Genomic DNA, 16,138 nt, shown 5'->3' on the forward strand with positions numbered 1-16,138 from the left:
CAAACAGCGCAACGCGGCGTGAGCCGGCGTTGCGCCGTTCGTGAAAACGCAGCCGGGCGGCGTGCGCCGCCCGTCACACTCAATGACGGTAGTAGCCGCGGCCGTAGTAACCGTGGCCGTAGTAGCCGTGATGCCAGTACGGACGGCCGTAGTAGCCGTAGCCACCGTAGCCGCCTACGACGACGGCGGGCGGCGGCGCGTACACCACCGGCGGCGGCGCATAGACCACGGGCGGGGGCGGCGGTGCGTAGACCGGCGCAGCATAGACGGGATAAGCCGGGGCCACCGGAATGCCAATGCCGATACCCACCGAGACGTGCGCCTGGGCCGCGCTGACGAACCCCACACCCAGCGCCGCGGCAACGATGAACGATACGGTCTTTTTCACTTCTCTTCTCCTGGCGGCCGCCAGCGGCGACGCGCATATAACGGGCAGTGCCCACGCATTCAATGTATCGAAAACGGCGGCCGCCATTGGTAGCCATTTGTTTCGAATTGCAATCCTGTTTTGGGGGCGCTTAATAGCGCGTCAAGCCCGGTGGGCGCGGCAGCCGCGAAAAATCGCCGCACGCGCGCCCGAATACGCCGACATTGGTTACAAAAACCAGGGCGCTGTCATTGTTACCTGCGCGAGGGCATCGGGGAGCCGATCTCCCGGTAATGTTTGATTACAAATTGGTTCACCGGACCACGTTCGGCCTGCGGTCGCCGCGCGCGACGAGGCTGTAAACTACGATGCCCGGTCATGGAACCGGGCATCTCATCCGACCCAGCCGGCGGCACACGAATCGCCGGCCAGACAAGGCAAACTCTCCGCTATCCGACCTTCACGTAGGTGAACTCGCGCGTGACGTTCGGTGGGACATAAGCGCCACTGATGCGCACACGTGGCGTCAGGCGCTTCTTCTGATCCCACCAGCGGCGACGCTGAAAGGGCGTGAGAAACCGCAGATGCTTTCGGTAAGCGAAGATGCTCATGGTGAACTCCCCGAATCGGACTACCGACAGGAACAAACCCAATTGCACGACTGCAACGACGAAACCGAAACGATGAAAAGTATTGTGCTCAGATTTCTAGACAAAAATGGCAGTGTTGCGAGATAGCCTCACAGGCGCCGTATATGCATTGCGCACTGTTCGTTACGGCTTCCGCGTGCTGGGTTTGAGTTGCGGCGCATAAATGCGCCGCGAGCCAACAGCAGAAATCGTGCCGCGTCAGGCTATTGGCGCGGCGCCGCGGCCAACCCCCTCATTTGTAGTCGCACCATCGGCGCGTGATCGGTACGAAGGCGAACACTTCGTGCGCCGCGCGGCTGTGGCGCAACACTCGCGCCGTCCGGCGCCTTCCCTGCGGTGCCTGTCAGAATCACTGTAGCCGTTCGCCGAAAAGCCTGCCGTGAGCGCAGCCATTTTGCGCGGCGCGCGCGCCGCGAGCACCGGCCGCCGCATCGCGCAAGGCCCTCGCGGCGGCATCGCTCGCGGATACTGGCGAGGCGTAAGCCGTGTTAATGTGGCGACGGCGCGCATCGCAGCGGCAGGCAACGCGCGCCCATGGGACTCACCGACGAGCACGCACAATGATCAAGGTCAGCATCCTCTATCCCTATCGCGAGAACGGGCGTTTCGACAGCGGGTACTACTGCACGCACCACATGCCGCTCGCGGCGAAGCTCTTCGGCGAATCGCTCAAGGGCTGGTCGGTCGACATCGGCATCAACGCCGGGCCGCCGGGCACGCCGCCGCCGTACGTCGCGGCCGGACACTTCCTGTTCGAGACGGTCGATGCGTTCTACGCGGTGTTTCAGCCGCATGCCGACACCCTCCTCGACGACATTCCCAACTACACCGACGGCGGAAATGGCACCATTCTGATCAGCGAGGTCAAGGTGTCCGTCTGACGTGCTCCGCGTGGTTGAACGGGGCAAACGGAACCCCGACTGACCTTTTATCGGCCGCCACACGCCAAGCGCGCCGCCACCCACACAAGAAGGAAACAACACCGATGTTCGGCGATATCGCCCGCTTTCTGCTCAATACGGTCTTCACGCTGTTCGGCGCCGCCCTGCTGCTGCGCGCCTGGCTCCAGTACGTGCGTGTGCCGCCGTACAACCCCGTGACCCACGCGATTCAGCAGGTCACCAACTGGCTGGTGCTGCCGCTGCGGCACGTGATTCCCGGCGTGCGAGGCATCGACTGGGCGAGCGTGGTCGGCGCGCTGATCGCGGCCATTGCCTACGTGCTGCTGATGGTATGGATCGCAGGCGTGGACCCATTGGGTCTTTTGCCGACACTGCTGATTGTCGCGTTGCTCACGCTCGTGAAATGGGCGCTCAACCTGCTGATCTGGCTGACGATCCTGATGGCGCTGCTCTCGTGGCTCAATCCGCGCTCGGCGGCAATGCCCGTGCTATTCCAGCTGACGGCGCCGTTCCTCAACCCGCTGCGCCGAATCCTGCCGAACCTGGGCGGCCTCGATCTCTCGCCGATTCTGCTCTTCGTGATCGTGCAGGTGCTGCTGATGATCGTCACCCGCGCGGCGGTTTCGCTCACGCTGTTCGGGATCTGAGGACGCATCGGCAAACGGTCTGATGCATCTGGCGGCGCGCCTGGCGCGCCGCGTCGCTTGAGCGCGTCATTGCGCAAGAAGGCCAAAAACGCGTAAAATAGCGCGCTCTGCGGGCGTCGTATAATGGCCATTACCTCAGCTTCCCAAGCTGATGACGTGGGTTCGATTCCCATCGCCCGCTCCACGTCGGCTTACCGACCTCTCTTCGAGGCCTGGGCTTCCAGACAGCGCTCCTGCCGGGACACCCTCGGGACGCCAAGCCCGCCCGACCGGCACACGCCGGGCACGACCTGAATTCCTTCGTTGCACAATGCACTTCGGCGCTCGTCGGGTCCTCCCGCACGCGCCGCGAGCTGGTCCGCCGACACGTATTTCGCACGACTTCGTCGTTTCAGCCGATTGAGGCACGGACCATAGCCTGGCGAGGTACTGCCGCGCCGCCTCAGCCGCCAGAGTCGTGCAAGCGCGCTGATATAATGCGCGACGGCTTCGGAGCCGCTGGGCTTCGAGCGCGCCGCGCCCGCCTGCCGGGCCCAAGGCCGTCGCCGATTCCGGCGAGCGCGAAAGCGGCCAACGAGGCGTCCGGCCACGCCGGCCCGCGTAGCCTCCGGCACCGCGTCGCCGCGTATGGCCCGACATGCCTCGCACCGAGCCGAAGGCGCAGCCCGCCCCCATTATCGACAGCCGCGACATCCGCCGCTCTCATACCACCTGCGAAGATGAATCACGATCCCAACGACGACGCCCGTCCCGACTCCACGCAGTCCGACGCACAAGACGCCGCCTCCGACACGAACGCGCACGGCGACGCGCTGCACCACCGCCGCATCCGCAGCTTCGTGACGCGCGCCGGCCGCGTCTCGACGGGCCAGCGCCGCGCGCTCGACGAACTGGGCCCGCGCTTCGTCGTGCCCTACGCGCCCGAAGCCGCCGACTGGGACGCCGTGTTTGAACGGCACGCACCGCGCATTCTGGAGATCGGTTTCGGGATGGGCGCAAGCACAGCGGAAATCGCCGCCTTGCGCCGAGAGGACGACTTCCTCGGCGTCGAGGTCCACGAGCCTGGCGTTGGCGCGCTGCTCAAACTGATCGGCGAGCAGAATCTGGAGAACATCCGCATCATCCAGCACGACGCCGTGGAAGTGCTCGAGCACATGATCGCGCCCGCGAGCCTCGACGGCGTGCACATCTTCTTCCCCGATCCGTGGCACAAGGCCCGCCATCACAAGCGCCGCCTGATTCAGCCGAAGTTCGTCGCGCATCTCGTCTCGCGCATGAAGCCGGGCGCGTACCTGCACTGCGCGACGGACTGGCAGAACTACGCCGAGCAGATGCTCGAAGTGCTCAGCGCGGAGCCCGCGCTCGAGAACACGGCCGCCGACTACGCGCCGCGCCCCGACTACCGCCCGGTGACGAAGTTCGAGCGCCGCGGCCTGCGGCTCGGTCACGGCGTGTGGGATCTCGTGTTCCGCCGCCGCGCGGACTAAAACCGCAACCGTGAAGAAAAACGGGCGCCGTGATGTCACGCGGCGCCCGTTGCGTTTTTAGTCGTCCCAGCCTAGCCCGCCGCCATAACCGAACAGCAGGACCACGAGACCGAAAGCGATCCGGTACCAAGCGAAGGCCGTGAAATCGTGCGAAGCCACGAAGCGCAGGAGCCAGCGCACACACGCGAACGCGCTGACGAACGCTGCGACGAAGCCGATGCCGAAGAGCCCGAGCCAGTCCATGGAAAGCTCGTGCCAGCTCTTGTACAGCTCATAAACGGTCGCGCCGAAGATCACGGGAATCGCAAGGAAAAACGAGAACTCGGTCGCGACGCGCCGCTCGAGGCCGAACAGCATCGCCCCGATGATGGTCGAGCCCGAACGCGACATGCCCGGAATCAGCGCGAAGCACTGCGCGCAGCCCACCTTGAAGGCGTCGAGCGGCGTGATCGCGTCAATCGAGTTCACGCGCGCGCCGCGCTGTTCGGCGACCGGCAGCCCCTTCGGGCCACGCAGGCGATTCTCGACCCACAGGATGACGAGGCCGCCGCCAACAAGGGCGAACGCCACCGGCACCGGCGCGAAGAGCACCGACTTGATCGTCTTTTCGAACATCAGACCGAGCACGACTGCCGGAATGGTGGCGACGATCACGTTGAGCGTGAAGCGCCGCGCATCGGGCCGCGAGGGCAACCCTGTGACCACTTCGCCGATCTTGCGGCGGAACTCCCAGCACACGGCGAGAATCGCGCCAAACTGGATCACCACGTAGAAGGTCTTGGCATAGGCGCCGTCGAAATTGAGCAAGCTGCCGGCGACGATCAGATGCCCCGTGCTCGACACGGGCAGAAACTCCGTCAGCCCTTCGACGATGCCGAGAATCAAGGCCTTGCAGGTCAACATCCAGTCCATCCCTTTTATCCCTCTTCTTTGAGCGTGGGGGACGGCGCACGCCGCGCCACGCGACCGACAACGGCCGCGTGCGCCGGACGGCGTCTCGTCGGCTTACTTCTCGACGATCTGCACGCGTATGCCGTTTGTAAGGATGGTGATTGTACCGGGTTCGTAGTTGACGCCGGCAAATCGGAGCTGGTCGGGCTTGAACGTATAGACGGGATAATTGTTGAGCAGCTGGGTGGCGACGAGCGCGGCGACCGCACTCACCTGCGGCGCGTAGGCGGGGGCGTTGCCCGCCATGTCGACACCATCCACCGAAGGCGAGCGCAGCACCACGGCGCGGCTCGTGCTGTCGTACGCGAGTTCGCTCGACACCGTAAACGCGCCGCTCACGGGTTGCTGCATCAACGGGCTTTCGAGGTGTGCGTCGAGGCGCACGGCCACGCGATTGCGATCGGGCTGCAGCGTGACCACCGGGTTCGTGAGCGAGACGTCGAAGATCTGCTGCATCGAGCGGTGATAGGGAAACTTGCGCTGCACCGCATCCTGCACTTGCTGCTGTGAAAACGTGTAGTGATCGGGAATGAACGGGAAGATCCCCGTCGCACACGCGCCGAGCGACATCGCCGTACCCGCCGCAGCGCAGGCTGAGAACAGGAAGGCGCGCCGGGAAACGCGCGTTGCGGTGTGGGCCATGCGAAATCTCCTTGTTGGGCCGGGACTGGCGCGCCGTCATTCTGGCGCATGGCTGCCGACCGACGCAGTTTGCGCCGGGTTCAGCGCGCGGCTGGCGCTTGTGGCTGGGTTTGCGCCTCGAGACGCGTGAGCCAGAACATGGCCTCCTCGCGCGACTCGCCGCACATCTCGAGCTGCGGCTGCAGCCCCGAGCAGCACGCCGGCCGCAACGGCGAGCCGAAGATCATGCAGCGCAGGTCCTCGCCGAGTTGAACACAGCGCACGCCGGCCGGCTTGCCTTCAGGCATGCCCGGAATCGGGCTCGTAATGGACGGCGCGATGCAGCACGCGCCGCAACCGGGACGGCAGGCGTGCACTGAGGCATCGGCGGGAAAATCGGTACTCACTTCGGTTTCCTGGAACGCTGACAAATCGTGTCCGCGCGGCAGCGGACCAGACGGCATTGTGCCATCGCTCGCGTGCGACCTTTTTACACAATCGCTTCTTCCTACGCGCTCGTACACTTTGTCCATCTGGCGCTGTAGGACAAGGGACAGGCCACCTGTGCGCGGCGTTCCGCGGCACCGAACGCTGCCCACCCGTGCGCCGCCCTTCCCAGTGAGCTTTGCATGAGCGACGCCGACCTGCTCTTTCGCCCCGACCTGCTTGCCAAATACGGCGCCAACGGCCCGCGCTACACGTCCTACCCCACCGCCCTGCAGTTCCGCGACGACTTCGATCCCGCCGACTACCGGCGCGCGGCAGCCGATCCGGGCGCGAGCGAAACCGATCTCTCGCTGTACTTCCACATCCCGTTCTGCGACACCGTCTGTTTCTATTGCGGCTGCAACAAAGTCATCACGAAGAACCGCGGCCGCGCGAAACCGTATCTCGCGCAGATGATCCGCGAAGTGCAGTTGCAGGCCGCGCTCTTCGACACGAAGCGCCCAGTTTCGCAGCTGCATTGGGGCGGCGGCACGCCCACTTTTCTCTCGCTGGACGAAATGAGCACGCTCATGGCCGCCACGCGCGAACACTTCGCGCTGCAGCCCGACGACGCCGGCGAATACTCGATCGAGATCGACCCGCGCGAAGCCACGGCGCAGACCATTGCGCATCTGCGTTCGCTCGGCTTCAACCGGCTGAGCCTGGGCGTTCAGGACTTCGATCCGGTCGTGCAGAAGGCGGTCAACCGCATGCAGCCGCTCGAACTGACCGTCGACGTCATGAACGCCGCGCGCGCGAACGGCTTCGAGTCGATCAGCGTCGACCTGATCTACGGCTTGCCGTACCAGAACGTCAAAGCATTCGGCCGCACGCTCGAGACGATGCTGCTGCTCGCGCCCGATCGCATCTCGGTGTTCGGCTACGCGCACATGCCGCATCTCTTCAAGATGCAGCGCCAGATGGACGAAGCCACCTTGCCCACGCCTGCGGAGCGCATGGCGCTGCTCAGGCTCGTGATCGAGCAGCTCACCGAGGCGGGCTACGTCTACATCGGCATGGACCATTTCGCACTGCCCACCGACGAACTCGCGCGCGCGCAGGCGCAGCGCACGCTGCACCGCAATTTCCAGGGCTACAGCACGCGCGCCGACTGCGATCTGATCGGCTTTGGCGCCTCGGCGATCGGCAAGGTCGGCGACGTCTACGCGCAGAACACGAAGGATCTGATCGGCTACGGTGCGGCCATCGGCGCGGGCAAGCTCGCGACTGCGAAAGGCGTGCGCCTCACCGCCGACGACCGTCTGCGCCGCGACATCATCACGGAACTCATGTGCAATCTCGAACTGCGCTACGACGAGTTCGAGGCCGCCTACGGCATTCGTTTTCCGGCGACTTTTGCGACCGAACTCGAACGCCTGCGCGAGTTCGAACGCGACGGGCTCGTTGCGCGCAGCGCCGACCGCCTCGAGGTGCTGTCCGCTGGACGCATGCTGGTGCGCAATATTGCGATGGTGTTTGACCGCTACCTTGGCGCACAGCAGCCCGAGCGGTTCTCGCGGACGATTTGACGGCTTTCCGGCGCCGCACAGTTGCCTGGGAGGGCGATTTGCGTCATAATCACCGGCTACTTCGAGCGCTTGCATGTTTGCTCGAGTGCGAGAAACTCGCAAAAACACACGCCTCGGTGGTGAAATTGGTAGACGCGCCGGACTCAAAATCCGGTTCCGAAAGGAGTGCCGGTTCGATTCCGGCCCGAGGCACCAAAGAATATCCCAACGTTCACAACGTTCTCTCAGAGAACCCCGCCAGATCTAGTCTCGCGGGTTTTTTTGTTGCAAACTACTCCCAGCTTTCACCAGCACCAACAACCCCCAAGCGGGGGTTTTTCCGGGGGTTGTTCGTCATCGCAGCGCGTCGGCAGAAAAAAACACCCCCGAAAACGCCCCCGCGATTACCACACGGAGCACCCCATGGCTCTTACCGACCTCGCTGTCCGCAATGCCAAGCCTGCGGAGAAGCAGCAAAAGCTGTTCGACGCCGGGGGCCTGTTCCTGCTCGTCACACCCGCGGGCGGCAAGCGCTGGGTGCTCAAGTACCGGATCAGCGGCAAGGAGAAGAGCCTCGCGCTCGGCACTTACCCAGAGGTGTCACTGGTCGAGGCGCGCAAGCGGCGCGACGCCGCGCGCGAGAAGCTGGCGGGCGGCACGGACCCGGGCGAGGCCAAGAAAGCGGATAAGCGCGCCGCGAGACTGGCGGCTGCCAACTCGTTCGAAGCCGTCGCCTTGGCCTGGATGGAGGAGCGCCGGCCTTACGTCGAGCCTGCCCAATACGACAAGACGCTGGCGCGCTTCAAGAACGACGCCTTCCCGTGGCTCGGCAAGCGCCCTATTGCGGAAATCGACGCCCCCGAAATTCTCGACGTGCTCAAACGCGTAGACAGCCGCGGCGCACGCTTCACGGCACACCGCCTGCGCGGCGAAATCAGCCGCGTCTTCCGCTACGGGATCAAGGAGGGATTTTGCAAGTCCGATCCGGCGCGCGACCTCGTCGGCGCCATTCCGCCAGCGCAGACCGAGCACTTCGCGTCCATTACAGAGCCGGCCAAGGTTGGCGAGATGCTCCGCGCCTTCGACGGCTTCACCGGCACGTTCCCCGTGCTGTGCGCGCTCAAGCTCGCACCGATGTTGTTCGTGCGCCCGGGTGAGCTGCGACAGGCAGAGTGGACAGAGATTGATCTCGACAAAGGCGAGTGGCGCTATCACGTCAGCAAGACAAAAACCGAACATCTGGTGCCGCTCGCGACGCAGGCCGCCGTCATTCTGCGCGACCTACATGCGCTGACGGGCGCCGGTCGCTACGTGTTTCCCGGCGCGCGCGACCGGAAGCGGCCAATGAGTGAGGCAACCATTAATGCGGCCCTTCGGCGGCTCGGATACGACACACGAACCGAAATCACCGGCCACGGCTTCCGGGCCATGGCGCGTACCATCCTGCACGAGGAGCTTGAGCAGAAACCCGAGGTCATCGAGCACCAACTCGCGCACGCGGTTCCAGACAACCTCGGAGGCGCGTACAACCGGACGCGGTTCATCAAGGAGCGGCGGGCAATGATGCAGGAGTGGGCCGACTATCTCGACCGGCTTAAGGCCGGCGCAATGGTTATCCCGATTGCGGTGGCCGGATAGCCGCGCCCTTATTCGCTCGGCACCGAACCTGTCGCCAACTCTGGAGTTGGCCGTCTTACATCGCAGGAACGCACATCCACTGCGCTCACACGGGTACAACGCGAAAAAGACTCTGAATCAGAGGGACCACATGAACCTAATCCGAAAATACCCGTTGGTCGCATTAGCTATCGCGCTCGTGGCTGGCGTGCTGATCGGGCGTTCGGCCCTGTTCGACTATTCCAGCGCCGAGCAATGCGCAATCCACGCGAAAACACGCATTGGCGCAGCATCCTGCTACCGCCTGTATCCGAGCGCCACTAGGGAGTGAGGAAACGCTACGATTTTCGGCGCCCCATCCAACGTAGTTGCTCAGAAATGAGCTATCGGAATCAGGCCCTTGCGGCGACCTCGCCATCGGCTAGCAACGGGTTGGCCTGCCGGGCCGTCTCGCTGCGCTCGACCGCGAGATGCGGCTCGGATGTAATCAAATGTCAACCAATTTGAATGTTCAAATTGGCGCATGCGGACGTTGACGCGCTCGATCTCACGACTCCAGCGACGCGACGTGACGTGGCTGGCGGATGGCGCTGTACCAAGGTGCTATACGAAGCGGGCGAGTGCGGCAGCAGAGCGGCCCGCAGCACCAGCCCTCCACGCCTTGGCGGCCGCAATGTCTCGCTCCATCGTCCGAGCGCTGAAGTAGGCAGTGACGGTCGTCTCGATGTGGCTGCCAGCTATGGCGTTCCAGACCTCCTGCTTGTCCCGCACTGCAACGAGCAGTCCATCCTGCGCCATGCCGCGCAGCGTGCGCGCGACGCTCTGCGCGCTCCCACCAATTCTGAAGGCAATGGTGGTCGCCGTGTACGGCGGCGGCCCGTATTCGCGGTATTCCGATTCGCCATGTTCCTCCAGCATTTGAAGGACGGCGCGTTTGCGGGTGGTGTCTCGCATGGGCATCCCATTAATGTATCGTGCCGTGACGATACATTAATTCGGGGCGGCGGTCTGGACAAGTCCGCCGCTATGGCACCCTGAAGCCGAGAGCTGCGCGGCTTTGAGCTCGACGCCACATGAACGGCGTCGAGGACCGTCACTTCGATTCAATCACAATATTGGGCCGAGACTTCATCGTCGGTCGCCCGAGCGCAGGGTCATCCGCCGCGAGGCATCGAAACTGAATTTCGGCGTGTGCGAAGCGCGAGAAGCTTGCGTCGGTTTGGTCTGTGTTTACCGGCATCATCTCTTTGCCTTGGCTCGCACAGAATTTTGTAGCGTCTCCGAATAGGCCAGCTTTTAGTTCGCTACCTGATGACCAGCTCCAGGCACCTGTATCGGTCATGATGTAGGTGTCGCGACCCATAGGCTTCGGCCCAGACGCGCAACCAGCCAGTGCCAAGACAGTCGCAAGCGATATTAGCTTCTTCATTCTTCGCCTTCGTTTTGTTAGTTTTGCCGAGTCTACCCTCCAGCCGAATACATTTCTATTTCATTTCGTTTTTATTCGATTATCTTACTTTGACGTGCGATATTCTCGCTCCATACCTCACGTTTTCTAACGGGTTCGCTAGGGCGAAGCCGCCTGTATGGTTGGTTGCGCTCCTTGAATTTTAGGAGCGTCGCTTGACGGTAGGCATCGCGCTCGGGAATGAGCGTCAACTGCTGAACACCGATGGGCGTAGGGATACTCTGTTTCCGGGTAGTCGTCGCCGCCAAGGGTGCAAATCGGATTCGCCCCCTTCCAGTTCGTATCGAAGCGGGTGTAATCGAGCGCAATGGCAACGTCGCGCGCGGCGAACCACGGCTCGCCATCGATCGTGACGGTACGAGCGTCTCGACCCAACACGGGGGTGTGTCGAATTCTGGGCATACCCAACGCAACGAGCGGGCCCGCGGGGAATGCATGCACGCTGGATTACCACGGGCTAGTTGATGAGCTAGCGCCAGATATGGCACTTGCCAGTGCCGAGTCGGATCGCGCTCGCGCAAACCAATGTACTCATCAATGTCGCGGCGATAGCTGGAATTCAAGCTATCGTTGCAAGGCAAGGACTTGGTACGTTTGCTGAGCCAGTTTGAGGCAGCGCCAATCATCATTTTCAAAGCGAGGCGACGATGGACAAATGGGACCCCTTCGCAAAGCGTGTCAAAGATCGATTCGACGCACTGTACGGCTGCAAGGGGGCGAAGCATGCCACCGGCAAGTATTCTTATCCGTCGTGGAAGGATTTTTTTCCAAGGGCGCCAGGGATTGAGGAGATCCGCGCGTACGACGCCGAGGCAATTCGGTGCACGGAAGCGACCTACGAACGCGCAATGGTCGTCCTCGACGCGACTTGCAAGGCGGCTCGCAGTCGCGGTTTCGCTATTTCTATGGGGTGGCGGTGCAGGCGGATCGACCTTTCCCGCGATGGTGCAGCATCAGGCTTGCGCATTGTTGAGCCGAGTATCCGCACGAACACAAGTCTCCTCTCGGAGGCCAAACGAAACTCGATCAGTGGCGTTGGGACAGTCGGTACCGGATGGCTTGAGCTGCTGCTCAATGAGAACTCCGACGCGGCATTGCGATTCAAAGAGAAGTCCAGCACGGCTGGTCTGGTCGAGCGCCTTCCCGAGGTGATGTCGAAACTCGAGACATCTCACGCTGCAATGGTCGCCTTCTGGGAAAAGAGGCGCCGTAGCGATCTGGCTTTCCAGGCCGCTCACGTGGAGCGTCAAAAAGCGGATCGCGAACTTATGGCAGAGCGCGCGCGGCGCGACAAGTTAATCGAAAACGCTCAGCAGTGGTACGCTGCCCGTGTAGTTCGGGAGTACGTTGCGGCGATGGAGGTAAACGTATTGCCGGAGAATCTAGCCGCGCAGGCCGCATACAGGCGCTGGCGCGATTGGGCACTCGGCATCGCAAACAACCTTGAATCTCGCTCGCAGTTCGTACCACAATCAGGCGACGGTGGCGCGGGTGCGAGATGAGCTTGGTGGCTAGCACTACGAAAGTTTCGTAGTTCCCAATGGCAACGGGATGCAGACACAAGCCATGCGCTTGGCTCGCGACAACTGCATGTCTGTCCTGATATATAGAAGTCCGGACTTGATCGGGCAGACGATGTCTGAACGCCCGGCACAGTTCGGCCATGACGCGTCATCTGGCGGCCCCGGCGCTTAGACACTCGGCTGTCCGCCTACGCTGGTCAACAGCCATTCGCATGCAACCAGCGCTAGCCTAAGTGGCCGCACGCACGGTGGCCGCATCGCGCCGACGGTGGGCTTCGCAGCCCTGCCATTGTCGCGTGAACGCGCGTGCGCGCTGTGGCACTGGCGCATGCTGGTCCTCCACATGAGTTTGCAGCCGTGGTCCGTGAAGCTCGGGCTCGCAGCCATAATCTGCGGCCTGGTGATGAGCCACGTCGGCTGACCACCCATAGAGGGCCGCCCGATAACACGAGACCGGACGGCATCGAGACGACTCAGTCCGCGCCTACGCGGACGGCCCGATCACTCGCCCTTGTAGATGTCGGGCGGAACTACCGTGCCGACGATCGGCTGGGGATTCGCATTCCACGCAAGCCATGCAGGGCATTGCGAGGCAATCGCCTCTGAAAAGACAAAGGTCACAAGAGCTGCGGCCAATAGCCCGGCGATTGGGCTCGCAATTCCCAGCGCTGCCACGATCGCTGCGGCCAATGCCGTAACGGCCGCCTGCTTGCCTTCCTGCTGGATCGCGACTGCTACCGGCTCGGGGTCGTTCGGGTCGGGCGGACAGAACAGCCCATAGGCGACTTTGGAGGCCTCCACGAAAAGCTGCCACCCGATATCGTCGGGTTGGGCCGCCGGGGCGTTCGCAACGATATTGGCGACGTCCGGCGAGAGTTCCTTGCCGGGTTCTGTAATTGTCCCAGGGTTCTGAGCGGCAGTTCCTGCTTGATTAAGCAAATCAGCGATCGTAGCCATTTTTTTCCTCACATGGATTGGCCTTCATCCGTCGATGAAGAACTGCCCAGGTGAATCCCGCGGAAGGCGGCCCGTCGTCACGGTGCCCAATGCTATGTCCGATATATGCGGCGAAGTGTGGGCTACCGCACATGAGGTTGTCCGGTCTAGGGCAAAGCCTGGGTCGAAGAGTCTTCAACCGTAACCGCATGGAGGCCGTAAAGCATCGAAAGGCTCGTCGAAAGCATCGATCAGCAAGCCCTTTGGCAGCGTTGGCCTCCGGCGCGTGTCCCTGCCAATGGGTTACTTCAGCCACATGCGAATGTGGGTTTCGTCGCCATCATCCCGCACATAGCCGCCCATGTCGCTGTCCACCGGGATATCGAACTCCGAGCGCGCGGCGCCAGCGAACAGGAAATCGCGCACTCGCGCGTCGTCAACGTCAAGTGGCGTAGCGTCGACCGGCACGAAGGGCGCCGCGAACCTCACTGCGGACGACAGGTACAGATCTACCCCGTTTGGTCGTCGCGCTATCACCACTTCGATTTGCCGCACCGAGCCGTGCATTGCACGGTTGGCCCTCTGAACAATCATGTCCTCGGTGAGAGCATCGAGGTAGCTCGCGCTGTCCTTCGCCGCTTGAGTGAGCCACGCATCGAGCGTGCCGAAGAACCCGGCGCATTGCTGGCGGAGGCTTCCGAAACTCTCGCTCTGCGCGCTACACCCGAGGCCCGGCATTGCCCGTCCGCCTTCCTGCTCGAAACGCATCATGAACGACTCAACGATGTTTGCAAGGTCGCTGACGGGGCATTCATCCGTGTCCTCACGGAGATGCTTCAGGTACGCATCCGCCATCGCGGCGCCAACCTCGAAAGCATCGTCGGCATGACACGTTGTCGGAACATGCCAATAGGGTGCCGTAGCCGTGGAGCGTAGTCCGTCAACGAAGGGGAGGCGGTCTAGGCCGAGGGCGTTGTCCTTGTATCTCAACGGGCGGCAACCGTTTCGGGGGCGGGTTGTATCGACAGCCAGGGCGCTATGCATGGGGCAGGCTCCTTTGTGTTTTGAGGAGGCCCGCCGCGCATTTCCACATGAGGGGTGGCGGGCCTGACGACGAGGGGTGGAAAACCGGCCACAAAGGAAACCGGCCCAGCCGGAGCTGGCCCTCGCCCGGCCCGCCATTGAAAATTGACGCGCAGAGCGTAGCGCAGACGAAAAAATAGCCGCAGTCGCGGCGGCTCGTCCGCCTTTGTGACATCGGGTTTCCACGCCCGGCCGCTGTTGTTTCAGCGGCGTATTAACGATAGCGAAGGAAGCCCAACGCGCCAACTGCCCGCAATCAATCTCTGGTTGCATCTTCCCGCAATGGTTTGATTTCGAAACCACTATCGTCAATCGATACACAGTCGGGCGGCGAGGTGCAAACTTCTGGGCGATGTCACGGATAGTCACGCAATTGCGTCGTTCGTTTGCGCCTGCCGAGTCGAGGTGGAGCTTCAGGAGCGTTGTTCGCGGAAACGACGCGCCCGAGACTATCGAAAACTACCGATACACCACCTTGTTCGTCTTGGTATCGAGGTACGGCAGGCCCTTCTTGGCGGGGTTGTCGCCCCCATTGAACGGGTTGACGGTCGTGCCGGTCGCCCCCTGCGAAGTGCTACCACCGATATCCGACGCTCCATTCCCGTAGATGGTGTTCATCGCGTCATCGATTGCCTTGCGCTTCTTCTCGGCGGGTTGGGCATTGAACAAAGCATCCTTGGACATTTCGATGGTGAGTTGTCGACGGGTCTCTTCCGGCGAGAATCCGCGCTTGAACTCGTTTGCGCCGAGCATCCGCGGCAGCGCGTCGCGGATTTGCTGGTCGGAGTAGCCGGCCGCGCGCAGAGCGCCCACTTTCGCGCTAAGCTCGTCGGCTACCTTGTTCTGGCGGTTCGCGGCCTCGTTCTTGGCGTTGTTGTTATCGCGCGCGATGTTGTCGCTGGCCTTCTGCGTTTGCAGCGCCGTGCGCCCGCTCTGACGCGCGTTCTCCACAGCGAGGTCGCCCGCGAGCTTCAGCCTCGCCTCGCCAACCTTCTCGGCGGCCTTTGCAGCGGCGGCGTCCTTCGTCTGCTGCGCCTTGTATGCGGCCTCGAACATCTGCGGCGGCGAGAGCGCGGAAAGGCCCATGTTGAGCATCTGGTCCTTGCCAATGAACGTCGAGCGCTCCTCGCCGGTTTCGTCGTTCTTGAGCTTCACGTTGAAGCCCGTCACGTTGCCGTCCTTGTCCTTGACGACTTCCTTCGAGGTCGCCGTCGAGCCGTCCTCGTACTCGTTGTACAGGTCCATCGCGTGGTCGCCCATCGCTTCCACGTCGCCCGTCTGCGACGCGCGCCACATCTTCGCCCACGTCTGGAGATGCTTCTGGCTTTCGTTCTTCGCGGCCCAATCGGTCCATGCCTGCGCCTTCTCCGCGTTGCCCTGCGCGAGATACGCCTGTGCGATGCGCGGCACGCCCTGTTTGTTGAAGAAGTCCATCACGGCCGGCACCTTCTTCTCCGCGAGCGCACGCGCCTGCGTCTCGGTCATCTGCGGCGGCGGTGCGCCCATGCCGCCCGCGGCCACGGGCCCGCCAGGATCGGCGGCCTTCGCGATAGGCGTGTTCGTCGTGGTCGGCGGCGCGTTAACCGTCTCGCCAGGCGAGAGCGACGCGGCCGGGGCCTGCGGGACATTCACGGGCGCTTGCTGCGCGGCGGGTGCGCTCGTAGGCACGGCGGCCAGCGCCTGCTGCGCATGTGCCTGCGCAGCGGCGGCCTGTGCGTTCGGGTCAATCGCCGCGGCCTGCGGCGTCTGCGACGGCACGGCATACGACTCGACGCCCGGCCCGGCGGTCTGGTCCGCACCTTCCGCGCCCGGCCTCGGACCGAGCCCCATCATTTTCGCCATTTCCTGATTCACGGCGTCGGTGCGCGCGGCATTCGCGTCATCCATCGCCT

17 protein-coding genes and 2 tRNA genes are annotated in these 16,138 nt (G+C 63.1%); 8 read left to right on the forward strand and 11 right to left on the reverse strand.

Going from position 1 to position 16,138, the window contains the following annotated elements; genetic code table 11:
• Positions 1–79 precede the first annotated feature (79 nt).
• Together AB3X98_RS07660 and AB3X98_RS07665 are read right to left on the reverse strand one after the other, a co-directional pair.
• Positions 80–388: a hypothetical protein gene (locus tag AB3X98_RS07660; RefSeq protein WP_069262732.1), complete on the reverse strand. Its 309-nt coding sequence runs from the start codon at positions 386–388 to the stop codon at positions 80–82.
• A 428-nt stretch (positions 389–816) separates the two neighbouring features.
• Positions 817–978 (reverse strand): hypothetical protein, encoded by a 162-nt coding sequence (locus AB3X98_RS07665; protein WP_165822777.1) that lies wholly within the window; start codon positions 976–978, stop codon positions 817–819.
• A 599-nt stretch (positions 979–1,577) separates the two neighbouring features.
• On the opposite strand from AB3X98_RS07665, the gene AB3X98_RS07670 reads away from it, so the two are divergent.
• The 4 genes from AB3X98_RS07670 (at position 1,578) to trmB (ending at position 4,053) form a co-directional block, all read left to right on the forward strand.
• Entirely contained in the window at positions 1,578–1,898 is a 321-nt protein-coding gene (locus tag AB3X98_RS07670; protein ID WP_069262733.1) for an EthD family reductase, read from the forward strand.
• Positions 1,899–2,002: 104 nt separating this feature from the next.
• On the forward strand, positions 2,003–2,566 hold the full coding sequence (locus AB3X98_RS07675) for a YggT family protein (protein ID WP_069262734.1): 564 nt from the start codon (positions 2,003–2,005) through the stop codon (positions 2,564–2,566).
• Positions 2,567–2,675: 109 nt separating this feature from the next.
• Positions 2,676–2,750, forward strand: a tRNA-Gly gene (locus tag AB3X98_RS07680).
• Between the two features lie 535 nt (positions 2,751–3,285).
• Positions 3,286–4,053: a tRNA (guanosine(46)-N7)-methyltransferase TrmB gene (gene trmB, locus AB3X98_RS07685; protein WP_069262735.1), complete on the forward strand. Its 768-nt coding sequence runs from the start codon at positions 3,286–3,288 to the stop codon at positions 4,051–4,053.
• A 57-nt stretch (positions 4,054–4,110) separates the two neighbouring features.
• On the opposite strand, the gene AB3X98_RS07690 is transcribed toward trmB, so the two are convergent.
• The 3 genes from AB3X98_RS07690 to AB3X98_RS07700 form a co-directional block, all read right to left on the reverse strand.
• Complete coding sequence (locus AB3X98_RS07690) at positions 4,111–4,965, reverse strand: undecaprenyl-diphosphate phosphatase (protein WP_342948518.1); 855 nt, start codon at positions 4,963–4,965, stop codon at positions 4,111–4,113.
• Between the two features lie 93 nt (positions 4,966–5,058).
• Positions 5,059–5,646 (reverse strand): DUF1439 domain-containing protein, encoded by a 588-nt coding sequence (locus AB3X98_RS07695; RefSeq protein ID WP_368604011.1) that lies wholly within the window; start codon positions 5,644–5,646, stop codon positions 5,059–5,061.
• An 80-nt stretch (positions 5,647–5,726) separates the two neighbouring features.
• Positions 5,727–6,032 (reverse strand): YkgJ family cysteine cluster protein, encoded by a 306-nt coding sequence (locus AB3X98_RS07700; protein ID WP_368604012.1) that lies wholly within the window; start codon positions 6,030–6,032, stop codon positions 5,727–5,729.
• 222 nt (positions 6,033–6,254) lie between these two features.
• Between AB3X98_RS07700 and hemN the strand changes: the two genes are divergently transcribed.
• From hemN to AB3X98_RS07715, 3 genes are all read left to right on the forward strand, one after another.
• Positions 6,255–7,640 (forward strand): oxygen-independent coproporphyrinogen III oxidase, encoded by a 1,386-nt coding sequence (gene hemN / locus AB3X98_RS07705; protein ID WP_368604013.1) that lies wholly within the window; start codon positions 6,255–6,257, stop codon positions 7,638–7,640.
• A gap of 110 nt (positions 7,641–7,750) precedes the next feature.
• Positions 7,751–7,835, forward strand: a tRNA-Leu gene (locus tag AB3X98_RS07710).
• 207 nt (positions 7,836–8,042) lie between these two features.
• Positions 8,043–9,257: a tyrosine-type recombinase/integrase gene (locus AB3X98_RS07715; protein ID WP_368604014.1), complete on the forward strand. Its 1,215-nt coding sequence runs from the start codon at positions 8,043–8,045 to the stop codon at positions 9,255–9,257.
• A 582-nt stretch (positions 9,258–9,839) separates the two neighbouring features.
• Here the strand turns inward: AB3X98_RS07715 and AB3X98_RS07720 are convergent.
• From AB3X98_RS07720 to AB3X98_RS07730, 3 genes are all read right to left on the reverse strand, one after another.
• Positions 9,840–10,190 (reverse strand): hypothetical protein, encoded by a 351-nt coding sequence (locus AB3X98_RS07720; RefSeq protein WP_368604015.1) that lies wholly within the window; start codon positions 10,188–10,190, stop codon positions 9,840–9,842.
• 139 nt (positions 10,191–10,329) lie between these two features.
• Positions 10,330–10,665, reverse strand: a complete 336-nt coding sequence (locus tag AB3X98_RS07725; RefSeq protein ID WP_368604016.1) for a hypothetical protein — start codon at positions 10,663–10,665, stop codon at positions 10,330–10,332.
• A gap of 138 nt (positions 10,666–10,803) precedes the next feature.
• Positions 10,804–11,106: a BRO family protein gene (locus tag AB3X98_RS07730; protein WP_368604017.1), complete on the reverse strand. Its 303-nt coding sequence runs from the start codon at positions 11,104–11,106 to the stop codon at positions 10,804–10,806.
• Between the two features lie 245 nt (positions 11,107–11,351).
• Between AB3X98_RS07730 and AB3X98_RS07735 the strand changes: the two genes are divergently transcribed.
• On the forward strand, positions 11,352–12,206 hold the full coding sequence (locus tag AB3X98_RS07735; protein ID WP_368604018.1) for a hypothetical protein: 855 nt from the start codon (positions 11,352–11,354) through the stop codon (positions 12,204–12,206).
• A gap of 522 nt (positions 12,207–12,728) precedes the next feature.
• Here the strand turns inward: AB3X98_RS07735 and AB3X98_RS07740 are convergent.
• From AB3X98_RS07740 to AB3X98_RS07750, 3 genes are all read right to left on the reverse strand, one after another.
• Positions 12,729–13,184, reverse strand: a complete 456-nt coding sequence (locus AB3X98_RS07740) for a hypothetical protein (RefSeq protein ID WP_368604019.1) — start codon at positions 13,182–13,184, stop codon at positions 12,729–12,731.
• 282 nt (positions 13,185–13,466) lie between these two features.
• Entirely contained in the window at positions 13,467–14,207 is a 741-nt protein-coding gene (locus AB3X98_RS07745; RefSeq protein WP_368604020.1) for a hypothetical protein, read from the reverse strand.
• A gap of 498 nt (positions 14,208–14,705) precedes the next feature.
• Positions 14,706–16,133 carry a hypothetical protein gene (locus tag AB3X98_RS07750; protein WP_368604021.1) on the reverse strand — a complete coding sequence of 476 codons (1,428 nt, stop codon included), beginning with the start codon at positions 16,131–16,133 and terminating at the stop codon, positions 14,706–14,708.
• Positions 16,134–16,138 lie beyond the last annotated feature (5 nt).

The sequence above is a fragment of the Paraburkholderia sp. BR14312 genome (assembly GCF_040948675.1).
GTDB lineage: Bacteria > Pseudomonadota > Gammaproteobacteria > Burkholderiales > Burkholderiaceae > Paraburkholderia > Paraburkholderia nodosa_A.